This is a genomic window from Gordonia hongkongensis, from assembly GCF_023078355.1.
Classification (GTDB): Bacteria; Actinomycetota; Actinomycetes; order Mycobacteriales; family Mycobacteriaceae; genus Gordonia; species Gordonia hongkongensis.
In genome coordinates, this window is record NZ_CP095552.1 from 138,036 (window position 1) to 160,296 (window position 22,261).

The 22,261-nt window shown below is 68.2% G+C and carries 18 protein-coding genes; 7 read left to right on the forward strand and 11 right to left on the reverse strand.

Translation table 11 applies throughout. The features are described from left to right. Nucleotides 1–19 precede the first annotated feature (19 nt). From MVF96_RS00705 to MVF96_RS00720, 4 genes are all read left to right on the forward strand, one after another. Nucleotides 20–2,170: a hypothetical protein gene (locus tag MVF96_RS00705; RefSeq protein ID WP_139104633.1), complete on the forward strand. Its 2,151-nt coding sequence runs from the start codon at nt 20–22 to the stop codon at nt 2,168–2,170. Nucleotides 2,171–2,357: 187 nt separating this feature from the next. Next, nucleotides 2,358–3,188, forward strand: a complete 831-nt coding sequence (locus tag MVF96_RS00710) for a glycoside hydrolase family 16 protein (protein WP_247450792.1) — start codon at nt 2,358–2,360, stop codon at nt 3,186–3,188. Between the two features lie 42 nt (nt 3,189–3,230). Beyond that, entirely contained in the window at nt 3,231–4,217 is a 987-nt protein-coding gene (locus MVF96_RS00715) for a glycosyltransferase family 2 protein (protein ID WP_247450794.1), read from the forward strand. Beyond that, nucleotides 4,214–5,497, forward strand: a complete 1,284-nt coding sequence (locus MVF96_RS00720) for a lipopolysaccharide biosynthesis protein (RefSeq protein WP_247450796.1) — start codon at nt 4,214–4,216, stop codon at nt 5,495–5,497. Before MVF96_RS00715 ends, MVF96_RS00720 begins: the two co-directional genes overlap by 4 nt. Here MVF96_RS00720 and MVF96_RS00725 read toward each other — a convergent pair. Beyond that, a complete protein-coding gene (locus tag MVF96_RS00725; protein WP_247450797.1) occupies nt 5,476–6,273 on the reverse strand; it encodes an SDR family oxidoreductase in 798 nt (265 codons plus the stop codon). The genes MVF96_RS00720 and MVF96_RS00725 overlap by 22 nt on opposite strands. Before the next feature lie 239 nt (nt 6,274–6,512). On the opposite strand from MVF96_RS00725, the gene MVF96_RS00730 reads away from it, so the two are divergent. Beyond that, nucleotides 6,513–7,055 carry a dihydrofolate reductase family protein gene (locus MVF96_RS00730; RefSeq protein WP_247452175.1) on the forward strand — a complete coding sequence of 181 codons (543 nt, stop codon included), beginning with the start codon at nt 6,513–6,515 and terminating at the stop codon, nt 7,053–7,055. Nucleotides 7,056–7,132: 77 nt separating this feature from the next. Here MVF96_RS00730 and MVF96_RS00735 read toward each other — a convergent pair whose 3' ends face one another. The 6 genes from MVF96_RS00735 to MVF96_RS00760 form a co-directional block, all read right to left on the reverse strand. Next, a complete protein-coding gene (locus MVF96_RS00735) occupies nt 7,133–8,413 on the reverse strand; it encodes a TY-Chap domain-containing protein (RefSeq protein WP_247450799.1) in 1,281 nt (426 codons plus the stop codon). 87 nt (nt 8,414–8,500) lie between these two features. Then, nucleotides 8,501–9,298: a hypothetical protein gene (locus MVF96_RS00740; RefSeq protein ID WP_247450801.1), complete on the reverse strand. Its 798-nt coding sequence runs from the start codon at nt 9,296–9,298 to the stop codon at nt 8,501–8,503. 142 nt (nt 9,299–9,440) lie between these two features. Further along, the gene (locus tag MVF96_RS00745; RefSeq protein WP_247450803.1) at nt 9,441–10,610 is read right to left on the reverse strand and encodes a TY-Chap domain-containing protein; all 1,170 of its coding nucleotides are present in this window, start codon (nt 10,608–10,610) and stop codon (nt 9,441–9,443) included. A 285-nt stretch (nt 10,611–10,895) separates the two neighbouring features. Next, the gene (locus MVF96_RS00750) at nt 10,896–11,357 is read right to left on the reverse strand and encodes an ATP-binding protein (RefSeq protein ID WP_247450804.1); all 462 of its coding nucleotides are present in this window, start codon (nt 11,355–11,357) and stop codon (nt 10,896–10,898) included. 6 nt (nt 11,358–11,363) lie between these two features. After that, a complete protein-coding gene (locus MVF96_RS00755) occupies nt 11,364–11,795 on the reverse strand; it encodes an STAS domain-containing protein (RefSeq protein ID WP_065631340.1) in 432 nt (143 codons plus the stop codon). Between the two features lie 147 nt (nt 11,796–11,942). Beyond that, a complete protein-coding gene (locus tag MVF96_RS00760; RefSeq protein ID WP_413466866.1) occupies nt 11,943–13,133 on the reverse strand; it encodes a lipase family protein in 1,191 nt (396 codons plus the stop codon). Nucleotides 13,134–13,279: 146 nt separating this feature from the next. Between MVF96_RS00760 and MVF96_RS00765 the strand changes: the two genes are divergently transcribed. Continuing rightward, nucleotides 13,280–13,930 carry a hypothetical protein gene (locus MVF96_RS00765; RefSeq protein ID WP_247450806.1) on the forward strand — a complete coding sequence of 217 codons (651 nt, stop codon included), beginning with the start codon at nt 13,280–13,282 and terminating at the stop codon, nt 13,928–13,930. A 30-nt stretch (nt 13,931–13,960) separates the two neighbouring features. On the opposite strand, the gene MVF96_RS00770 is transcribed toward MVF96_RS00765, so the two are convergent. The 4 genes from MVF96_RS00770 to MVF96_RS00785 form a co-directional block, all read right to left on the reverse strand. Next, nucleotides 13,961–15,481, reverse strand: a complete 1,521-nt coding sequence (locus tag MVF96_RS00770; protein WP_247450808.1) for an acyl-CoA synthetase — start codon at nt 15,479–15,481, stop codon at nt 13,961–13,963. A gap of 69 nt (nt 15,482–15,550) precedes the next feature. Further along, nucleotides 15,551–16,183 (reverse strand): LGFP repeat-containing protein, encoded by a 633-nt coding sequence (locus MVF96_RS00775; protein WP_065631336.1) that lies wholly within the window; start codon nt 16,181–16,183, stop codon nt 15,551–15,553. Nucleotides 16,184–16,254: 71 nt separating this feature from the next. Beyond that, the gene (locus MVF96_RS00780; protein ID WP_247450810.1) at nt 16,255–18,030 is read right to left on the reverse strand and encodes a DUF6777 domain-containing protein; all 1,776 of its coding nucleotides are present in this window, start codon (nt 18,028–18,030) and stop codon (nt 16,255–16,257) included. Nucleotides 18,031–18,233: 203 nt separating this feature from the next. Beyond that, the gene (locus tag MVF96_RS00785; protein ID WP_247450811.1) at nt 18,234–19,712 is read right to left on the reverse strand and encodes a flavin-containing monooxygenase; all 1,479 of its coding nucleotides are present in this window, start codon (nt 19,710–19,712) and stop codon (nt 18,234–18,236) included. Nucleotides 19,713–19,844: 132 nt separating this feature from the next. On the opposite strand from MVF96_RS00785, the gene MVF96_RS00790 reads away from it, so the two are divergent. Next, the gene (locus tag MVF96_RS00790; RefSeq protein ID WP_247450813.1) at nt 19,845–22,085 is read left to right on the forward strand and encodes a molybdopterin-containing oxidoreductase family protein; all 2,241 of its coding nucleotides are present in this window, start codon (nt 19,845–19,847) and stop codon (nt 22,083–22,085) included. Nucleotides 22,086–22,261 lie beyond the last annotated feature (176 nt).

Below are 22,261 nucleotides of genomic sequence, written 5' to 3' on the forward strand. Positions count from 1 at the left end.
CCCGCCGACTGCGCACTCGGTGCCTGACCGTGCACCGGCCGTCGTCGCCCTCCTGTCGATGACGGTGATCGCGGTCTCGACGCTGATGTGCGTTCTGACGGCGTCCGGGGTGGCTCCGCTCCTGCCCGAGGGGCTCCGCGCCGTGGCGGTGGTGAGTGTGACCCTGGTTCTCCCCGGGCTACCGATCGCGGGGCTGTTCGGGTGGCCGCGCAACGGACTTCTGCCGAGCGTCGCCATCGCCCTGTCGTTGAGCACCACCGCCATCATCGGGCTGGCCTCCCTCCTCGCCGGCTTCTGGCATCCGCTGCTCGCGCAGGGAGTCATCCTCGTGATCGCTGCCGTCGCAACCGGGGTACTCATCAGAGCGCGATGCCCGCATCCGTCGTCCGACCTGCGCGCTGGCGCGGGAGCGGCGGCGTCGGCGGTGATCACGTCGGTCCGGACGTTCGATCGGGTCACCGCGGCACTGCTGGTGGCCGCCTTCGTCCTCTTCCTGATCGCCGTCGCCCGACTGCATCCCGAGCAGGCAGGTGTGTACGGGCTCGTACCGATTCTCGGGATCACCTACTTCATCGGATTGGCTGCGCTCTGCGTGGCCCTGTTCCGGGAGTATCGTCGACGCCGACTGCACCGGACGGGTCTCGCCGCGACCAACGTGATGCTCATCGTCTACATGAGCATGCCGGTCGCATGGTCCAGTGGCACACCGCCTTTCCCGACCGCCTACGTGCACCGGTTCCTCACCGATTGGTACTCCGAGCTCGGCGCGCTGCCGCCCGCGGTCGACGGCCGGATCAGCTGGAGTGGCTTCTTCGCGGGCGCGGCGCATGTGATGAGGACGGGTGGGCTCGACGACAGCACGGTCTTCCTCACCAGCGCGTCGCTGATCTTCGGAACTCTGCTGATGTTCCCCCTGTACGCACTCGGACACAGCGTGTCCGGAAGCGCGCGCGTCGGATGGGGGACCATCACCATCTACATTCTCTTCAACTGGTATCAGCAGGATTACTTTGCGCCCCAGGCGCTCGCGATGCAGTTGTACGTGACGATCGTGGCTGTGCTGATCTGGCAGCTGAGGGTCTCACCCCTCCCGCCCGTCGGCTTCTGGCGCGTATGGCGACGCGTGCCAGGACGACCACGTGGTCGTGGACGTGGATTCTCATACGCGGTCGAGGGAGTTGTGATCGTCCTCGTCGCCGCGATGGTGGTCAGTCACCAGTTGACCCCGATGGTGACCATTGCCGCCCTGGCGGGGCTCGCCCTCGTCGGGTCCACACGACACAAACTGCTCTGGCTGGCCGGGCTGCTCCTGTTCAGTGCGTGGTTCACCTTCGGTGCGAGCGGGTATTGGCTGGGGCACCTCGATCAGATCCTGACCGAGATCGGCGACGTCACCGCGAGTGTCAGCTCCGGGCTGTCTGACAGAATCACCGGGGATCCGGTCTACGGTCGGATGCAGTACCTCAGGATCGGTGGCACCGCCCTGCTCCTCCTGGTGGCCACAATCGGCTGGTTCCGTCTCGGCAAGAGCCGATTCCGATCACCCCTCGCCGTCCTGTCCCTGGTCCCGTTCGCACTCGTCGTGGTGCAGAGCTACGGCGGCGAGGTGCTCGTACGGTGCTTTCTGTATGCGTCACCCGCGCTGGCCGCACTGGCCGCGCTCGCCGTGGTCGGTGCGGCGCGTCGAATCCGAGGTTCCGCGCGCATGCCCGCCACCGTGTTCGCGATCAGTGCGGTCGCACTCACTCTCGTGGTCGCGGTGTTGGGGGTCTCCAATCGTGCGCTCAACACCTCGTTCGAGTATTCGCGGCCGGCCACCGTGCGGGTTTCCGACGAGCTGGTGGCCCAGGCGCCGTCTTCCGCGATCGCCTATTGGGGGCAGGGCTCGACGATCGGACTGCCGCGGGCCTACGACATCGGGGCCTCGTGCATCGCCGAACAGCGCGAGTTGGCGGAATGCACTGCGGCTGAGGACATCGACTATCTGCTGGTATCCGAGGAGGACGAGAAGCTGTTGCAGTACCGGTACGGGATCAGCCCGGACGAGGTCGCCCGACAACTCGCGCTGATGGTGCAACGGGACGGTTTCGTCTCCGCCTACGACGACGGAGAGGTCCACGTGCTGAAGCGTCTGGGGGCTCCCGACATCGATCTGGAGGCCGCGCCGTGATCGCGACCGTCCTACTGTTCGTCACGGCCGCAGCTCTTTTCGTAGCCGCCGCCGTTCGGCGCGAGCATCGGGTCCCTCCATGGGGAGCGGTGTCCACCGATCGCGTGTCACAGGTCCTCACCGTCGTGGCGATCACGACCACGGCGATCGCCTGCGCTTCCGCCCTGCTCTACATGGTGGGCCGGATATGACGCGTGCGCGAGGTGGTTGGTTCCGTACATTCCTGCAACTGCTGACGGTGGTTCTCCTCGCCCCGATCGTCGGATGTGGGATGACACCGGCGCGGGGGTTTCCTCGCGGGGACCTCCCCGGCTGGAAGCAGGTGTTCTTCGACGACTTCGATCGTGATGCGCAGGTGGGGAGTTGGGCGAACGAGTGCTCCCCGTACGACGTCGTGTACACCGGCGCGGAAGGTCAGCAGTGGTTGACCTATCCGCGGTGTTTCCCGGACACCTTCGACCGTCGGCCGTATCGAGCGGACGAGGTACTGAGTGTGGACAACGGGTACCTCGTCTTCGATCTGCACAACGTCGACGGGGTTCCGGCTGGGGCGAGTGCATCACCGATACTCGACACCGGTAGCCAATACCAGACCTACGGGCGTTACTCGGTCCGGATGCGGGTCGACACGCCAGACCTCGACGAGTACTACGTCGCATGGCTCCTGTGGCCGCAATCGGAACAGTGGCCGCGGGACGGCGAACTCGACTTTCCCGAAGGCTGGCTGTCGAGAACCGTTGGTGGATGGCAACATTTCGCGGGCGAGGGTTCCTGCGACGGGTGCAAGATCCCGTCCCGGGACATCGGGGCGCGCTTCACCGACTGGCACACCTACACCATCGAATGGTCGCCGGGGCGTGTGCGGTACCTGCTCGACGACACCGTGGTCCTGGACAGCACGCAGTGGGTCCCGACGACACCGATGCGCTGGCAACTGCAGACCGAGACCCGGGGCGACGGGAACAACCGCGGCCGGGTTCTCGTGGACTGGGCTGCGGTGTGGTCGTACGAGGAATGACCCTGCACGACCGAAGACTTCGACCGGAACTGAAGAGGACTGATGGGAAATAGTGACATCGGCAAGTTGTCGGTGGTGATCTGTGCCTACACCACCGACCGATGGGCTGACCTGATCCGATCGGTCGACGCCGCCGAACGCGAACTGACCGACGACGATGAACTGATCGTGGTGATCGACCACAACGACGAGCTGTTCGACCTGGCGAGGCGGGAGTTCGCCTCGTCGCTCAAGCCGCTGATCTGGGTGGTGGCCAACGACGAGAAGCGCGGTCTCTCCGGTGCCCGCAACTGCGGCACCCGTCTCGCGTCCGGTCAGGTCGTCGGGTTCGTCGATGACGATGCTGCCGTCGAACCCGAATGGCGCCGGCGACTTTCCGAGCAGTTCACCGACTCCGATGTAGCGGCGGTGGGCGGATACGCGGAGCCGGTGTGGCCCGGCGGCCGACCCCGTTGGTTTCCCCGGGAATGTGACTGGACAGTGGGATGCAGTTACGCGGGTTTGCCGACCGCGCCGGCGCCGGTCCGCAACCTGATGGGGTGCAACATGGCGTTCCGTCGCCGGACCCTGCTCGACGTCGGGGGATTCGACACCGACCTCGGACGGGTGGGCACGCTTCCGGTGGGCTGCGAAGAGACCGAGTTGTGCATCCGGATCGCCCGATCTGACCCGGCCGCGAAGATCATCTTCGACCCGGATGTCCGTGTGCGACACCATGTGAGCCGGAACAGGACACACGTCCGGTACGTCTTGCGGAGGTCGTTCGGCGAGGGCGTCTCCAAACGACAGATCAGTGGCCTCGTCGGGGCAGCGGACGCCACGAGCTCGGAGCGTTCGTATCTCGCCAGGACGGTCCCGGCGGCCGTCCTGCATTACCTTCGTGACAGTGTGACGGCCGAGAAGCGCCGGACGGATCCCGGAGGACTCGGACGTTGCACCGTTCTCGCCGGGACCGTCGTCGCAGCAGGTCTGGGCTACCTCTTCGCGATGCTGACCGAGGCGCGAAGCGCGTTGAGTCCTCAGACATGAGCATCGTGAGCAGGCCGGTGATGCTCGGCTCGAGGGCGATGACGGTGGACTCCGTTGCCGTGGTGGCGAGCTTCTTCGTCACGGCTGGGGCGGGAATGCTCTTCTGGGTGGTCTCGGCCCGGGTCATCCCTCCACATGCGCTCGGCATCCAGACCGCGCTGTTGTCACTTGTCACGACGGTCGGCACCATCACCGCGTACGGGGTGGGAAGTGCCTACAAGGCGATGCTGTCGACGCCCGACTGCCCACGTCGCGAACGGTTGCTCGAGGGCCTGCTCATCACCATCGGCTCGGCCGCCGTCTTCGGCGTGATGGGCGGGATGATCGCGGGCGACATGCTCGAGAACCGGGTGGCGACCGTCGTGCTGGTGGCCTGCGGGTCCGTCGTCATGGCGCTTTTCGTACTCAAGGACGCCGCTCTGATCGGACTGCACGCCTCGCGCTGGCTTCCGATCGTCAATGTGGCCGCCGTGGTTCTGAAAGTGGCCCTCGTCTGCGTGTTGGCGAGTGTCGTGGGGCTCGCTGCGGTGTGGGCCACGATCGTGCCCGCCCTGCTCGGGGCGTGCGTGGTGTTCGTCGTCCTCGTGCCGCGGATTCTGCGGCGCCCCGAGAACCGCACAAGCCCGCACCGTGTCGTGGTGGTGGATCGCGCCCAGATGCCGATGTTCGCTCTGCGCGATGGCATCGGAAGCGCGACCTCGTTCGGACTCATCCTCGTGCTGCCGTTCCTCACCACGCTCGTCGCCGGACCGGTTGCGGGTGCGACTCTGGCCTTGGCGCTCGCGGTGGCACAGGTGCTCGACTTCGTGCCGGATGGCATCGGAGCAGCACTCACCGCGCATCTCGCGCGCGATCCGGCGGCACTGGCCGGGCAGATCCGTCGAATCTGGGCCATCTCGCAATGTCTGGTCGTCGTCGGAGCAGGGGTTCTGATCGCAGCCTCGCCGCTCGTCGGGAAGATCTTCGGCCCGGCCTACTCGGGCTCGGAGTTCACGACGTCGTTGTGCCTGCTCGCGGCCGCCTCGGTCCTGCGCGTCCCGTATTCGATCTGGATGTCAGTACTCCGGGCGGAGTTGGACACCAAGACGATCCTGCGAGGCAACACGGTGGTGTTCGTCATCACCTTTCCGGTCACCCTCGTGCTGGCGGGCACCTGGGGCAGCATCGGTGCGGGCTCGGGTTTGCTCGTCAGCTCGCTCCTGCTGGGCGCTGTCGGCACCTGGGACCTGAGACGACGATGGTTGTCGAACGCAAAGGGTCACCGCAAGCTCGTCTGGTAGCGGCGCATCCCACGCAGCCACCGGTCGTAGTCGGCGCCCTTCTGGCGGTACATGTCGAGGACCTCCGGGTGCGGGAGGATGAGGAAGCGTTCGTCGGCGACGGCCTCCAGGACGATCGCGGCCACCGTCCCGGGGGTGAGTACCGCGCCGGCGCTCTCGACCGCCCGCTGCATCAACCGCTGTTCGGTGGTGGCGGAATCACCGTCGGGCCGTAGCAGTTTGGTGTCGACACCCATCGGGCAGAGGCAGCTGACCCGGACTCCGGCGTCGCCGTGGGTGATGTTGAGCCATTCCGCGAAGCCGACCGCGGCATGTTTGGTGACCGAGTACGGCGCGTTGCCGATCTGGGTGAGCAGACCCGCGGCCGACGCCGTGCTGACGAAGTAGCCGCTGCCTCGTTCCACCCAGTCCGGGATGAGGCGTCGAGCAGCTCGTATGTGGGCGCGGAGGTTGACGTCGAAGGCGAGATCCCACACGTCCTCCTCGGTGTCGACACCGCCGCCCAGTCCGACCCCGGCGTTGGCGAAGTAGAGGTCGACCGGACCGAAGGTGTTCTCCGCCAACCGGACCGCGGCGTCGATGTGTTCGTCGGACGAGGCATCACCGGCGAGCGCGGTAGCCGAATCGCCCAGCTCCTCGGCGACGGCCCGGGCACCGGACTCGTCGAGATCCGTGACGACGACCCGCGCGCCCGCATCGACCAGGGCATGCGCGATGGCCGCGCCGATACCTCCACCGCCACCCGTGACGATGGCAACCTTGCCTGCGACGTCCATGGATCTCCTTCGATCGCCGATGTGTGGGTCCAGAGTTACCAGACGGCGGGGCGAAATCCCGCTCCCTGAGGTGCGAGGAGCGTAAGCCGCCGGGCCGAGCAAGCGACGAAGGAGCGCGTCGAGGTCGACGAGCCTCGAAGGGCCCCGACAGAGGTCACGAGACTCTCGACGCCGATGACTTTCCCGCCGCCCCACGGTCTGACATCGTGACGTTCACCGAAGTGACGAGAGGCAGCGCAATGGGAAAGATCCACGTCCACGAGTTCATCACCCTCGACGGCAGCTACGAGGACCCGAGTTTCACGATGCCGTACGGTTTCCCCGACGCGCTCGGCGAGACACTCAGTTCGTTCATGAACGACTGCACCGGAATCCTGCTCGGACGCAACACCTTCGAGATGTTCGGCCCGGCATGGTCGGACCGGACCGTCGACGACGATCCCGGCGCCCCGTTCTTCAACGGCACCACCGAATACGTGGTGTCCTCGACCCTCGACGAGGCGACCGGGTGGCAGAACTCCGAGGTCATCGGGGCCTACGACGCGGACCGGACCCGCGACCTCAAGAAGGACCGTGACCTCTACATCAGCGGCAGTGGCACCCTCGTGCGGGCGCTGCTGCGCGACAAGCTGATCGACGAGTTGCACCTGCTGGTCTATCCGGTCGTCCTCGGCAGCGGTGCCCGCCTGTTCGACGGTCTGGCCGACCTGCCGCTCACGCTCGTCGGCACCGACGTCTTCGACAACGGCGTCGTGCACCTGTCGTACAGCTCCACCGACTGAGCGGCTGTTGCCGGATTGGCCTCGGAGGTGCTCGGGACGTCACCCCGCTCTCTGAGGAGCAGAGACACCGGCGGAGATCACACCCCCGGCGACCCGCCGGCGAGGTCCATCGCGGTGAGGAGCAACCGGGCGACGCGGGCGTAGGCCTGGTGCTCGGCCTCGCAGAGCGCGATCTCCTCGTCGCCGAGTTCGGCCTTGCGGGCGGTCGTGAGATTGTCCATCCACTCCCGCATCTCGGCCGCGCAGATGTCGAAGAACTCGTGGACGCGCTCACGGTCCTGACGGCACATGGCCAGCACGGTCGTCGGGGAGAGCTTGTTGTCGAGCTTCTGGTTGACCCGTAGGAGCCCCTGCAGCGCCACGGGAAGGCGATCGCCACGGCGGCGGTGCTCCAGTTTGGGGCCGCTCTCGAGGCGTCGGATCATCTCCCCGCGCGCCGACCGGGCGAAGTCGTCCCAGCGTCGGAGTGCGGCATCGAGATTGGCCGGACTGAAGACCGCGACGTCGATGCGGCGCTGGGCGAAGACGAGCCCGTTGCGTACGACCAGCGCGACTTCGGGCCACCGCGGCGAGAACTCGGCGACGACCATTCCGAGCAGCGAGGGTGCGGGCACCGACGAGCTGAGGATGGTCACGATCTCCAGGGAGCGGGCGTCTCGGGTCGGCCGGAGCAGTGAGGTGCCCGTCGACCGCAGGAAGATGGCCTTGCGTGGGCTCACCACGGCGGGACGTCCGGCCGCGCTCATCGCGGCGCGGGCCAGTTCCACGAGATGGTCTTTCGACTGCGGCACCACCCCGCCCTCGACGGGGGCGTCGAGGAAACGGGCCGGGGCGGTGAAGCGCAGGGTGTCGGCGTCCGTGCTGCCGGCTCGATCCGAGTCGACCGGCCGGCCGGCGTCGGTCTCGTCGGCGTCGATACCGTCAGCCGGGGAGTGGTGTCGGGCGAAGGACGGGTCGCCGATGCTCACGAACGACGGGTGGATGACACCCCACACCTCGCGCAACGCCCGCACGGCGGCGCCGGCGAGGTCGCCGGACCGAACGGCATCGGCTTCGAAGCAGAAGGCGCTGCGACCCTCGAGCCGGCACCAGCCTCGGTCGACGATGTAGGTGGCCTGGCGCATCCACCGGTCCTTGTCGGTCCAGGTGAGGTCCCCCGCCGAGATGGTGCAGCGCAGGCGGTCCGCCGACTCTCGACTCCCGGCCACCGCGAAGGTCATCCGTCGTCGCCATCCGCCGGCGGCCGCCTCGACGATCGACAGCGTCTGACCCGGCAGGAGACGTGGCACCCGAACCGCGAGAGTGTCGGCGAAGTCCCGCCAGGCCGCCTCGAGGTCGGCGTCGAAATCGGGGGACATGCAGGCTCCTCGTGGGCGGGACGTACGCGGACCGGATCCGAATAGTACGACGCCGCGCAGACACCCGTGGCGACACCCGCAACAGAACTACAGGGGGGCGGAGTGCTCGATCGTCTCGTCGTAGACCGGGTCCCACGGGAGATCGTGGTCGGCGTAGTCGGTGCTCGTCAGCGCCACGTGGGGTACCGGTTCCCCGGTGAGCGATTTCCACGTGATCGAGTTGACGATGCGGACCGCGGCGGCGTCGGACGTCGTCGGATGCCAGGTGTCCGCGGACTCCAGCGGACCCATCACGCGCGGCGCGGGGAGCCGGGGATGCGCACCGGACTGCCCGGCTCGCGACATGTCGCAGAGCACACAGGTCCCCGACGCCGACGGCAGATGACGGCGGCGTCCGGCCCACGCTTCGGCGCGCATCGGGATGACCGTCAACTGCACGAGCGTCCCGGCGGCGCTTCCGACGGCGTGCGTCGACGGTGCGACGAACTGACGGTTGCCGCCGGCAAGGCTCCGATACGAGGCGAGGGACGGTTGTGTGGGCACCTCGAGGTAGTCTCCGGCGTCGAAGTCCGGTGCGCCCGTGAACGCGTGGCCGCTGATGACGTTGACACCGTCGACGCCGACCATCACCAGGAACGGATGTAGGTGCGGTGAGGAGAAGTCGAGCCAGGTGGCCTCCGACTGCCACATGGGGATGGTCGCGTGCGCGTCGCCGTCGGGTGAACCCTGAGCGAGGCGGAGGGCGCCATGGCCGCCGACCGCGCCGGGCCGTCCGACCGGGTCCGGGGTGCGCAGAGCCCGCTGAAACGTGACGTGCAACCGCGCGTCGCGACCCAGTTCGGGAAAGGTGATCGTGAGTGCGCCGCGATCCGTGGTGATGGCCATGTGAGGGCTCCGATCGATGACTGAACCGCTGAGGGTTGCCTAACCGATTGAACGCCTCATCTGGCCGCGGTGCGATGCTCCGCGTCGAAAATCGTCCGCGCAGACTACGTGCAGAGGTGTTGTCGGTACCGATTTGCCTGAGTCACTTGGCCGGTGAGCTGCGATCCGCGGCGTCGTCGTCGGACAGCACGACGACGCGCAGCGCCGCCCGCAGGTTGTGCGTGGTCGCCTTCCAGGCTTCGGCTTCATGGCGGCACGCGTCGGCCTCGGCCGGGTCCGACGCGGCGGCCGCGTCGACCGCCGACCGCCGCCAGGTGAGGTGCTGCTCCTCGCTGGTGTTGATGTACGAGAGGATGTCGGCCTGGCTGTACCGGCAGATCTTGGCGACCTCGCGGGCGGACAGCGAGCGGCCGTCGGGGTCGAGTTCGAGCAGTGTCTGCAGAGCGTCGGGGAAACGGCCGTCGTTCCTCGCGGTCAGTGGTGCGTCCTCACCGACCTTGGCGATGACCGACGGGGCGCAGTCGGCCAGGAACGTGAACCACTCGGCCAGCGCCGAGCTCAGGTTGTGCGGATGGAATACGGCGCACTCGACGGTCAGCGTCGCGAAGACCTCGTCCTCGAGGAGATGCACACGTACCGCCGACCCCATGGTCGGCTGGGCGGCGACGATGTCGGCGGCGCGCCGGCGGTCGGTGATGTCACCGGCGAGGCGCGCGAAGAACTCGAAGCGGGGTGCGTCGCTGCGCGGACTCAGCCACGACGAGACGGGCTTGGTGGGCAGGGCGATGTCGCCGTCGGCGTCGGTCTGGATACGGCAGCCGGTGAGGTCCTCGAGCGAGCCGACGAGCAAGGCCCGCAGATGGTCGGCGTCGAACGGCTGGACCGCGACCTCGATCTGGGGTTCGGGGCGCGCGGCAGGCGAATGGTCCAGGAACGCGGGGTGCACGACCTCCCAGACCTGCCGGAGCGTCAGCACCGTCGTGTGCGCGAGCTGATCGACGCGGCGCCGCCCGACTTCGAAGATGTGGGTTCCGTTGCGCAGACGTCGCCACCCGAGGGCGGCGAGGAGGTCGAGATGCTCGGCGAAGTACTCCGGCGTGGGATGCAGGTCGGTGTCCTCGATGGTGCAGCGCAGCCGGCGCGAACCGGTGACCGAGAATCGCATCGTCCCGTGCGGACCCTCCGGGATGGCGGGGTCCTGCTGGATCGTGAGGGTCTCGCCCAGCTCGAGATGCGACAGACGATCTCCGACGTGCAACGCGAACGTGCGCCACGCGTCGTCGATGTTCGAGTCCACGGTGAAGTCGGTCATCTCGACTCCCTTCCTCGTGCGCTGACGTGCATGCGCATTGTGCAGCGATGTCAGGATCGGGAGCACGCTCCACCGAGCTGTTCGACGGCCGGCCCCGAACCCGCCTTCGGACTTCAGGTTATGTGACTCGGCCGACAGACTTGGTCACTTGAACAGACCCGTCGACGAAGCCTTGCCCGAACCGTACCCCTAGGTCGGCGGCCCGGCTGACTCAGGCATCGGTTGTTAACCGACAAGAAGTACTTGTGTCCCCAGCCCGGGGGACACCCGTCTCACGGGCGGTTCTCAGACGCTCTGTCGTTGACGCCAGCTCAGGGTCACCGAGGTCCCGTGCGGTCCGCTGGTGACGTCGGATGCGTCGCAGAGTGCCGAGATCAGGGCGAGTCCGCGACCGCGGTACGGCGACGACGACGCATCTGTCTTCCACTGCCCCGTGTCGGTGACCCTGACCTCCAGGGACTCGTCGCGCGTCTTCCGCGCCCGGACATCGATGGCACCGGGCCGGGTGCCGGGCGATGGGGTGGCGTAGGCGTGCTCGGCCGCGTTGGCGACCGCCTCGTAGACCGCGAGGACGATGTCGCTGCGACGCTCGACGTCCACGCTGATCGTCGCGTCCAGCCACTGCGCGAACTGTTGCCGGAAGCGGTAGGCGGACTCGGGAGAGGCCGTGACCGAAAATGCGAGACCGGTCGCGTCCGTCCCGTCCGAGTCGCCGGGGTCTCGGTGAGCCGATGAGATCCGAACCATCTGTGACTAACCAGCCGGACGGTCGGCCAGCCCCTCTGTGGTGGTCATGGCCGTGATCGCATGGTTCAGCGTCGGGTAGAGCACCATCGTCTGGTCGAGGCCCATGATGGTGAGGGGGCGGGCGGTCGCCGGTCCGGCGGCCACGACTCCGAACATGCCGGTGGGTGCGATGGCCTCGTGTGCCGCGACGAGCGCCGCCATCCCGGCGGAGGCCAGGAACTCGGTGGTTGTCAGGTCGATGATCAGACCGTCGGGTTGTCCGCTCAGCGCCTGCGACACGGCGTCGGACAATTGCGGGGCGGTGAGCACGTCGATGCTGCCCTCCACGGTCAGGATCACCAGTTGCTCATGTGCTGCGGACACCACCGACATCAGCGCGCGTCCGGCACTCAGGCCACTGTCGTCGACGATCACAGCATCAGGATTCTCTGCCTGCATCGGGTGGCCCTCTCTACGGGGGACGGCGGCAGCCCGACTTGCGGCCCCGTCCCGGGAGATGTACGACGGCAGCTGCTCAACCGGTGATCCCATCGTGCCACGGCATGACGCCACGCCGGTACCGGGGTGCGCGAACGCCCTCGGCGGTTACTTTCCGAAGAGCCGGCCGAGGAAGGGGATGGTGTCGGCTTGCGACCGGACCAGCGTGCCGCTGTGGTCGCTCGGATAGGTCCGGAAGGTCACCGGCTGGCGGTTGGCGGTCAGCGTCGCCGCATAGGCCGCGGTGGTGGGATACGGCACGTCGGTGTCGAACAGGCCGTGGCCCATGAAAAATGGCTTGTCGAAACCCTTTTCGGGCATGCCCAGGTAATTCGCCAGGGTCGCGGAGAATCTCGGCAGACTGGTCAGCGGGGCGGTGAAGTAGTCGCCGAGCGAGACGCCCCGGAGCTGCTCCTCGAATTCGCCGACGCAGCGGGTCTCGGCGAGGGCCACATACTTCCGGCCGGTCGGCGTGAGGATGCGATCGATGCCGAGCTCGGGGTGTGCGTATCGGAGTCCGGCGAGGATGTAGCTGAGGTAAGCGGTCAGCGCCGGGGTGATCGCCACCGGCGGGACACCCGGACCCGCGATCTGGACCAGTCGTTCGATGTAGGCCGGCGTGCCGGTGCCGACGGCACCCCGGTAGTCGAGCTCTTCACCGCCGAACTCGGTCGCGTAGCGCGCGGTGTAGATGGCCGCGCCGCCGCCCTGTGACTGCCCGACCGCCGCCCAGGAGCGCGACAACCGTTGTGCGACAGGTCGAGTCGAGGAGAACTCCCGGCCCGCTCGCACCATGTCGACGACGTTGTGGGCCGTCGTGCGGCCGTCGAGGTAGGCGTGCAGACCCGGGGTGCCCAGGCCGGCGTAGTCGCTGGCCACGATGGCGTAGCCCTGCTGCATCCACTTGGCGAGGTACGGCAGGTCGCGCTCGGGCAGGCCCGGACCCCGGACCGAGGGGGCGCAGTCGTCGCCGATCCCCGACGTCCCGTGGGCCCACGAGATCACCGGCCAACCGCCCGGCGGTGCCGTCCCCCGTGGGGTGAACACGGTCCCGGTGCTGAGCGCCTTCTTGCCGAAAGCATCGGTCGTGACATAGGTCAGGACGGTGGCGTCGGCGGAGCCGGGCACCCAGAACTGCGGGGCGAGCGGCCTGGCGGAGACGACCGTGCCGACGTCGCCGAGGTTCGACGGCGAGGAGATCGCCGGGCCGGCGGCGAGGGTCCCGGCCGCTCCGGAACCGCCGATCGCGACCGCCGCACACACGGCCAGTGTCAGAACCTTGCGGTGCCATCGCGTCACGATCCACACCGTACTGCGAACGGGTTCCGGTCGTCGATTCCTCGCCTGTTCCGTTATCGCTCAGTTCCTTTCGGTGCGCCGGGAGCGGGACCGTCGGCCACGGCAATACCCTGGTTCGGACAAACCCGGCAGAGAGGTGTCACGGCATGGCGTTGCGGACGGTCGGGTTGCCGACCCCGGGGGAGATGAAACCGAGGTGGGCTGCGTACGCGGCACTGCTGGCCGTGCGGGGTGAACGCTGGGCGCAGGGGGCGCATGCGACCGCCCACGGGTGGCATTACGACGACGGCGGAGGCAACTGGGCCGACGTGGTGTTTGCCGGTTCCGGCCGCGCGGTGCTCGTCGGGCACGACCATGAGTACTCCGAGACGTATTTCCGCGAGGGGGCGACGTACTTCGGCGAGGAGGAGACCGACCTGCTCGCCGATGCGCCCGGCTGGTGGGAAGCGGCGATCGTGCCGTACCTCGACCGGCAGCGCACCGAGGGGATGTGGATCGGGTTCATCTACGGCTTCGACGGCCGGTGGATGCGGTCCGACTACGACGCCGATGACGGCTTCACCAGCATCGGTCTGCCGTTCACCGACGACGAGACAACCGGCGACGCACTCGTCGATCTACTCGGCAACTGGTTCGGCGAGCTGGGACTCACGTCGCGGGCCGGCCTCGGCACCAGGCTTCGGGCGATGGTCGCCGCCGGTGATGCGCCGACGGCGGCAGACCTGCGGCGGATACTCGGACCGGCGGCCGCGCACGCCGACATCGACGCGGCAGTGGCTGCGGCACAACGTTTCTGACGATGTCAGGTCCGTCGCGCCGCGCGTCCGTCACCGCGAGCGCAGTTCCCGCTTGAGCAGTTTGCCGCTCTGGTTGCGGGGGAGCTCGTCGACGAACCGCACCTTCTTCGGGACCTTGAACGGCGCGATCCGGGACCGGACGTGCTCGATCAGTTCCTGCTCGGTCACCGACCGGCCGTCCCGCACCACGACGACCGCGGTGATGGCCTCGATCCACTTCTCGTCCGGCTCGCCGATGACGGCCACCTCCGAGACCGCCTCGTGGGTGTAGATCGCGTCCTCCACCTCGCGGGAGGCGACCAGGATGCCGCCGGTGTTGATCACGTCCTTGATGCGGTCGACCACCGTGATGAAACCCTCGGCGTCGCGGGTGACGAGGTCGCCGGAGTGGAACCAGCCGTCACGGAACGCGTCCTCGGTGGCGGCCGGGTTCTCCCAGTAGCCGCGGCACAGTTGCGGCGAACGATAGAGGATCTCGCCGGCAACCCCGGGTTCGACGTCGTTGCCGTCGGAGTCGACGACCCGGGTCTCGACGAAGAACACCGGCCGACCGCACGAGGACGGCCGGTCCTCGTGCTCCTCCGGGCGCAGAACCGTTGCCAGCGGCCCGATCTCGGACTGCCCGAAGCAGTTGTAGAACTGCATGCCGGGGAACTGCTCGCGGAGCCGGTTCAGCACGGTCACCGGCATGATCGACGCGCCGTACTGGGCCTTGCGCAGCGAGGACAGATCTCTGGTCGCCAGGTCCGGGTGACCGGCGAGCGGAACCCAGACGGTCGGCGCGAGGAACAGCGACCCGATGCGGTCCGCCTCGACGCGACGCAGGATCTCCGGGATGTCCGGGGTCGCCATCAGCCGGACGGTCGCGCCCACGGAGAGGTACGGAAGCATGAAGACGTGCATCCCCGCCGAGTGGTAGAGCGGCATGGCGATCAGCGGGTTGTCATCCGCGGTGAAGTCGAGGGCGACCACCGACGACACGTACTCGCTGATGAGTGCCGCGTGGGACATCATGGCGCCCTTGGGCTTCGAGGTGGTTCCGGAGGTGTAGAGGAGCTGGGCGAGATCGTCGCCGTCGGCCGCCGAGGTGAACTGGCCGGCCGGGCTGGTCGCCGTCTCGAGAAGCGAATCGTCGGCGTCGCGCAGCGGGACGATCTCCTCGACCTCGGCGAGATCGCCGCGGATCTCGTCGATCCGTTCGGACAGGGCGGGGTCGACGAGGACGGCACGTGCGCCGGACTGCACGACGAGATAGCGGAGCTCCTCACCTCGCAGCGCGTAGTTGATCGGGACGTGGACGAGTCCCGCGCGGCAGCACGCCAGGAAACCGATGACATACGCGTCCGAGTTGGTGCCGTATGCCGCCACCCGGTCGCCCTGCTGCAGTCCGCGTGCCAGCAGCCCGGTGGCGGCAGCGGACACCGCGTCGTCGAGCTGTCGATAGGTGAAGGAACGGTCGTCGAAGACCAACGCGGTGCGGTCGGGATGCCGCGCCGCGGACCTGCGGAGGATGCCGTCGATGGTGTTGGCGGAAGAAGGTCGCGAAGCCATGCCGTCGACGATACTTGGATGCCCTAGTGAACCGTGGCGGATCCGCCCATCAGGGCCCGGGTGTGCCCGTCAGGGCCAGAAGATGGTGCCGTTCAGGAAGTCCTGGGCGAATCGGTTGCCGGTTCGGTACTCGCCGCCGAGCGGGACCCCGAAGTACCCGCCCGCTCCACCGGTCTCCTCCCACTTGCGCCGGATCTGGCCCCAGACGATCTGCGCGCCACCGGTTTTCGACCATGTGACCACACCGCCCTGGAAGTCGTTGCTCCGTCCGCTGCCCGACCGGTACTCGTTGCTGACCGGATAACCCAACGCACCGCGCTCGGCCCCGGCCTTCTGCCACCGGCTCCGGATCGCGCCGCCGACCTGGTGTGCCGTACCGCCGTCGGCGGCGGGGTGCCAGTAGAACGACGTGTCGCGTGAGAACACCTGGAATCTGCCACGCTTGGCTCCCGCGCGTTCGGGGCCGGTCGGGACGCCCCACTTGAAGAAGCCGCCCGTCGACGAGTAGGCCTCGCCGATCTTGCCGCCGACGAGGTGACCGTTGATGATCCGATCGGCCTGCGCACTCGGCGCGAGCATCACCAGCGACACCATCGTCGCCACGACCGCGACGCTCGCCACCCGCCGTCGGACGCGTCTGCGAACGGACTCCGGACGGAGGTCACGGGCGGGGCTCGGCGTCGACGTGGTGAGAGCAGACATGCGCGCGATGGTACGGACGTCCCACGACGCCTGCTGTTGGGCAGCTCACATCAGGGGTCTCACCGCAGGCGTCAGGGGCCCGCGGGAGCCTCGGGTGGGGGTGAGTTCTCCGTGGTGGTCGTGGTGGTCGTCTCCTCCGGGGCTTCCGCGGCGGGCGGCGCGGCATGAGTGGAGGGGTCCGGCGCCGGCGGATCCGTCGTCAGGGGGCCCGGCGCAGGCTGGTCGGGACCCGGGGCGGCGGGCGGTACGACGATCCAGTTCGCCGACCGGACGGTCACCGTCTTCGATGCGCCGACCGCCGTCAGCGTCAACGTCCACACCCCGGTGCTGGTGGTGGACCCGGACACCGAGGTGCGCTGTAGGGCCGAACCGGCGACCGACCGCGTCACGCCGTCGGTGCACGAGAGGGCGACCGTACCCGCCGAAGAGCTGCCGGGGGTCGTGCAGCCCACCGACAGCCCCGCGTCGTCGAAGCTGAAACTGCCGATGAATTCCCCCGAACCGCTGAACGAGGTCGGCGTCGCGGGGGCCTCGGCCGGGGCTTCCGGTGCCGGCGCGCCGGGGACGCCCGGCTCCGACCCGGGCTCGGGCGCCTCCGGACCCGGCGCCTCGTACCCGGGCGCCTCGGGGGCCGGGGCGTCGGAGGCGGGCACCGATTCATCCGGAGGCGGCGCGTCCGAGGCCGGTCCCGGGTTGCCCGGCGCGGCGGGCGTGACCGCGGAGTCCGATTCGGACGAGTCCGGTCCAGCGGAGTCCGGAGCCGCCGAGTCCGAGTCCGGTGCTCCTTCCGGCAGACCGCCGTGCTCCTCGGCCCGCTCCTCGAGGGCCGGGGCGGCCGCGGGGTTGCCCGGCGCGATCAGTCCGTTGTGCTCGGCGTCCTCCTCGGTGTCCGCCTCGAACGGCGTGTTCAGCGCGGCCGGGGTGGGCAGGGGACCCGACGGTGGCGGGAAGCGGCTGAGATCGAGCAGTCCGCCGAGCGGTTGCGAGAAGATCTGTCCGGTCAGGTAATTCAGCAGCTGGAGCGCGTCGCCGACCGGGGTGCCGGGGGCAGCCGGGACCGACGGCGCGGGCACGATGGTCGTCGACTTGCCGACCGCGGTGACGTTCTGGTTGTTGTACGCGATGCGGGTGACCGATCGACTCTTGTACCCCTCCCACGTCCGGCCCTCCAGCCGGTACCCGCCGAGCGGGGCGGCGGCCGGCGGAGCGAGCGGATTGCCGCACGAGCACATGGCGCGCGGGACGCCGGCGGAGTCGACGTAGACCGCCGTCCCACGCTGCAGGACGGACTGGAACGGGACCGCTCGGCCGGAGGTGTACGAGTGGTTGGTCACCCAGGTGTCGGTGGTCAGCACCACGGGGGTGAGGGTGTTCAGATAGTGCGGGATGTCGGCGGTGCCGATGCCGTAGACGCCGGCCCAGGCGCGAGCCGCCGGGGGATCGGCGAGCAACCGGTTGCTGAGTGCCGCGGTGTCGCAGGCGGCGGTGTCTCCCGCGGCATACAGCCCGGCGTCGGTGCCGTTGACCGCGCGGCCACCGAGGTCGGCTGCGCCCGCGGTACCGGTGAGTGCCACGTTCGCCGGGAGGTCGCCGGCCCCGGACACGAGGACCGGATCGGTGAACGGATCGATCCCGGGGTCGTTCGCCGCGGTCAGGGTGAGGCCGGGGACGTAGATGTCCCCGTCGCGGGCCTTGACGACGAAGACGATGCCCGCGGCGAGGACGAGCGCGAGGACGACCACGACGGCGCTCAGTACGAGGGTCAGTGCGCGACGACCGTCGGGCTGCGGCGGGATCGCGCCGTACGGGGTCGACGGGTGGGTCGGGGGACCGGGTGGATAGGTCATCGCGCAGCTCCTACTGGTCCACTCCTGCCCGGGCGGGCAATCGTTCGACCCGAGCCCAGTATCGGCGCGTCACAGAACGGGGAGCAAGGCTTGACCAGCATTTTCACGTCGTCGATGGCAAATCTCGACCGTTTGGACCACACCGCCGTAACGCCGCGCGGCGGGGCACCGACACCAGTCCGGGCCCCGCGCGCGGAGCCGGGTCAGGCCCGGCCGAACACCATCGATTCCTCGACCTTGTTGATGCGGTGGTCGATGGCGTCGCGGTAGTAGTTGTGCCGCACCTGCCAGTGACCGCGGGTGCCCGACTTCGGCAGTGCATCCGGGGACCGTTCGACGTACCCCGCCTTGAGATCCCACAGCGGCCGCGAACCCATGACCTCCGAACCCAGATGCGGATAGGCATGGGTGTAGCCGTTCGTGCGCATGTACCTGATCAGGTCGGCGACGGCGCGAGCGGTCATGTCCGCGCGAAGGGTCCACGAGGCGTTCGTGTAACCGACCGACCAGGCGAGGTTCGGGACGTCCTCGATGAGGTAGCTCTTGAAGACGAAGCGGTCGTGCGGTTTCACCTCGGCGCCGTCGACGCGGAGCCGGGTACCGCCGAAGCCGAGCAGTTGCAGTCCGGTCGCGGTGACGATGATGTCGGCGTCGAGGTGCTTGCCCGAGGTGAGGGTGACCCCCGTGGCGTCGAACCGGTCGATGTGGTCGGTGACCATCTCGACCTTGCCCTCGGTGATGTCGGCGAAGAGGTCGGCGTCGGGGACCATGCACATCCGCTGGTCCCATGGGTTGTACGTCGGATTGAAGTGGACGTCGACCGGATAGTCCTCGGGCAGGTTCGCGACGACGTTGTTGCGGATCATCTTGCGTCCGAGCTTCGGGAACCGGTGGGTCAGGTGCACGATCGCGGCCGTCTGGGCGGCGTACCTGGTGCGGATGACCTTGTGCGCCGCCTGCGGTGGCAACAACTTCTGCACGAGCGGTGCCAGGTACTGCTTCTGCTTGGACGAGAAGATGTATGACGGCGAGCGCTGCAGCATCGTGACGTGCTCGGCCTGCTCGGCGAGGCTCGGGATGAGACTGACCGCCGTCGCGCCGCTGCCGATCACCACGACGCGCTTGCCCCGGTAGTCGAGGTCTTCGGGCCAGTGCTGCGGGTGCACGATCTGGCCGGTGAAGTCGTCGGCACCGGCGAACCGTGGTGTGTAGGGGTTGTCGTAGTCGTAGTAACCGGTTGCGAAGATGACGAACCTCGCCCGGTGGGTCTCGCGGCGCCGGTCCTCACCGACCTCGACCCCCAGCGTCCAGGTGTCCGTCTTCGAGTCCCAGTCGGCGGTCAGGACGTGCTGCCCGAACCGGATGTGCTCGGCGATGGCGAACTTGTGGGCGGTGTCCTCGATGTACTCCCGGATGTCGTTTCCGTGCGCCAGCGCCCGCGGCTTGCGCCACGGCTCGAACGGGTAACTCAGCGAGTAGATGTCGCTGTCGGACCGCACGCCGGGGTACCGGAACAGGTCCCACGTCCCGCCCATGCGTTCGCGGCGTTCGAGGATCAGATAGTCGGCGTCGGGATTCTGCTCCTTCAGCCGATAGGCGCAGTCGATGCCGGACAAGCCGGCGCCGATGATGATCACGTCGCGCACGGTTGGCTGTGTGGCGTTCGGTTCGCTGTCGGTCACGGGGACCTCCTCGGTGGGGATGCCTCAGGTGCTGTCATCATGCAACACTTGTCTTCAGATGTGAACGGAATCACACCAACCGTAGGCCTGCCCGCCTGCGGCCAGTCATCGCGCGAGGTCAGGGGACGCAAGATGCCGATGGAAAAACACACTTACTGCCGAATCTGTGAGCCGCTGTGCGGCATGATCGCGACCGTCGAGGACGATCGGCTGATCTCGTTGCGGCCGGACAAGGAGCACCCGCTGTCGCGGGGCTTCGCGTGTCCGAAGGGGATCGCGTTCGCCGAGATCGTCAACGATCCCGATCGTCTCCGGCACCCGCTCCGGCGACGCCCCGACGGCGAGTTCGAGCAGATCTCATGGGACACGGCGCTCGAGGAGATCGGCCGCCGGCTCGTCGAGGTGCACCAGAAATCCGGCAGCGACTCGATCGGCTGGTACTTCGGCAACCCGGCGACGTTCTCGACCGGACACACGCTGTGGACCGCGATCTTCATGAACCTCCTCGGCACGCCGCACGTGTACTCGGCGGGATCCCAGGACGTGAACAACCGCTTCGTCGCCAGTCACTTCCTGTACGGCAACCCGCTGACCGCGCCGATTCCCGACATCAACCGGGTCGACTACCTCGTCATCGTCGGGGCGAATCCGGTGGTGTCGCATGGCAGCGTGATGAGTTCGCCGCGAATCCGTGAGGGACTGAACGCGATCACCGCACGCGGCGGGTCCGTCGTCGTGGTCGATCCGCGCCACACCGAGACCGCCCGTGAGTTCGACTGGCTGCCGATCACGCCCGACACCGATGCGTTGTTCCTGCTGTCGCTCCTACACGTGCTGTTCGACGAGAACCTCGCCGACCGTGAGCGGCTTCGGCGGCAGGCGCGCGGCGTGGCGGAGCTCGAGACGCTCGTCGCGGCCTACGCGCCGGAGGTGACCGCGGGCCGGACGGACATCGATCCGGAGCGTGTGCGCGCTGTCGCCCGCTCGCTCGCCCGTACGGAGCGGGCCGCGGTGTACGGACGGGTGGGTACCTCACTGGGGCGCACCGGCACGCTGACGACCGCCCTGCTGGACATGGTGAACCTCGTCGCGGGCAACCTGGACGTACCGGGCGGGTCGATGTTCGGTGATCTGGGGATTCCGGGTCAGCGCCTGGGCGTCGCCGCGCTGCAACGGCTTTCGAGCTTTCGCTGGGCGGGGCGCCGAAGCCGCGTCGGCAGCCTGCCGCAGGTCCTCGGGACCGCGCCGGCGTCGTTGATGGCCAAGGAGATCACCACCCCGGGCCGCGGGCAGCTGCGCGCGCTGTTCGTCAGCGCGGGCAATCCGGTGCTGTCGGTTCCGAACGGCGACGAATTACGTTCGGCGCTGGACGAACTCGACCTCATGGTGTCCCTGGACATCTACCGCAACGAAACCAACGCCCGGGCCGACTACATCCTGCCGGCCACCACGATGTATGAACGCGAGGACTTCCTGCTCCCGTTCCAGGCCCTGTTCACCACTCCGTTCAAACAGGCCACCGAGGCTGTGATCCCACCACAGGGCGAGGCGCGAGAAGAGTGGACGGTCATCAACGAACTGATCGGCTTCCTGTCGTCGGAGAGCCTGCTGATTCGCTCGCTGCACGTCGGCACCCAGCTGGCGCGACGCGTGGGCCGGCCGGTCACCCCGCGCCGGGTCTCGGATCTGGTGATCCGAATGGGATTGGGAGGAGACCGATTCGGCCTTCGACGCGGTGGACTCACCTACCGCCGGCTCGTCGAGGACCATCCACACGGTGTCGTGGTCGCCGACGACCTCGCGCCGGGGCAGCTGGCCAAGAACGTCACGTATCTCGACGGCCGGATCCGGTTGACCGCACCGGAGTTGATGACCGAGGTCGAGCGACTCGGTGTCGCTGACGACGCAGGGTATCCGTTGCGGCTCATCGGGATGCGCGAGATCCGGTCGGAGAACAGCTGGCAGCACAACGCGCCGATGTTGTTGCGCGGCGGACGGTCCCACGCGGCCCGGATGCACCCCGACGATGCCACGGCACGCGGGCTGGCCGAAGGCGACCTCGCGACGGTGGAGTCCCGGCACGGTCGGATCTCGTTGCCCGTGACCGTCACCGAGGACATCAAGCCCGGCGTCGTCGCGATCCCGCATGGATGGGGACACAACGGCTCCGGCGGTTGGACGCAGGCGAACGCGGCTGCGCAGAACGATCTGGGTGCCGGTGGCGTGAACGTCAACGCACTCATCTCGTCCGACCCGGCCGACCTGGAGCGACTTGCCGGGATGGCGAACATGACCGGGGTGCCGATCCAGGTGTCGGCGTTGACCGAGAGCCGGGTGCGGTCCGAGACGGATGCGCAACCCGCTCGAACCTGAACGCACGCACCGGTTCCCCAGACAAGCAGTGATGCTCGCGCAGGGAGCCGGTGTGTGTTCTGGGTTTGGCGCGGTGGCCCGTGCGTCCGTACGTCATCCCGCCCACGGAGTCCGGACTCTTCCGTGTTCGAGGCGAACGGATCGCACCCGGGTCATGCAGCACGATTCTCACCGAC

Bases quoted from the DNA above. Each gene is read 5' to 3' on its own strand.
- MVF96_RS00710 (WP_247450792.1), top strand. From the start codon at position 2,358: ATGACGCGTGCGCGAGGTGGTTGGTTCCGTACATTCCTGCAACTGCTG.
- MVF96_RS00715 (WP_247450794.1), top strand. From the start codon at position 3,231: ATGGGAAATAGTGACATCGGCAAGTTGTCGGTGGTGATCTGTGCCTAC.
- MVF96_RS00720 (WP_247450796.1), top strand. From the start codon at position 4,214: ATGAGCATCGTGAGCAGGCCGGTGATGCTCGGCTCGAGGGCGATGACG.
- MVF96_RS00725 (WP_247450797.1), bottom strand. From the start codon at position 6,273: ATGGACGTCGCAGGCAAGGTTGCCATCGTCACGGGTGGCGGTGGAGGT.
- MVF96_RS00730 (WP_247452175.1), top strand. From the start codon at position 6,513: ATGGGAAAGATCCACGTCCACGAGTTCATCACCCTCGACGGCAGCTAC.
- MVF96_RS00735 (WP_247450799.1), bottom strand. From the start codon at position 8,413: ATGTCCCCCGATTTCGACGCCGACCTCGAGGCGGCCTGGCGGGACTTC.
- MVF96_RS00740 (WP_247450801.1), bottom strand. From the start codon at position 9,298: ATGGCCATCACCACGGATCGCGGCGCACTCACGATCACCTTTCCCGAA.
- MVF96_RS00745 (WP_247450803.1), bottom strand. From the start codon at position 10,610: ATGACCGACTTCACCGTGGACTCGAACATCGACGACGCGTGGCGCACG.
- MVF96_RS00750 (WP_247450804.1), bottom strand. From the start codon at position 11,357: ATGGTTCGGATCTCATCGGCTCACCGAGACCCCGGCGACTCGGACGGG.
- MVF96_RS00755 (WP_065631340.1), bottom strand. From the start codon at position 11,795: ATGCAGGCAGAGAATCCTGATGCTGTGATCGTCGACGACAGTGGCCTG.
- MVF96_RS00765 (WP_247450806.1), top strand. From the start codon at position 13,280: ATGGCGTTGCGGACGGTCGGGTTGCCGACCCCGGGGGAGATGAAACCG.
- MVF96_RS00770 (WP_247450808.1), bottom strand. From the start codon at position 15,481: ATGGCTTCGCGACCTTCTTCCGCCAACACCATCGACGGCATCCTCCGC.
- MVF96_RS00775 (WP_065631336.1), bottom strand. From the start codon at position 16,183: ATGTCTGCTCTCACCACGTCGACGCCGAGCCCCGCCCGTGACCTCCGT.
- MVF96_RS00780 (WP_247450810.1), bottom strand. From the start codon at position 18,030: ATGACCTATCCACCCGGTCCCCCGACCCACCCGTCGACCCCGTACGGC.
- MVF96_RS00790 (WP_247450813.1), top strand. From the start codon at position 19,845: ATGCCGATGGAAAAACACACTTACTGCCGAATCTGTGAGCCGCTGTGC.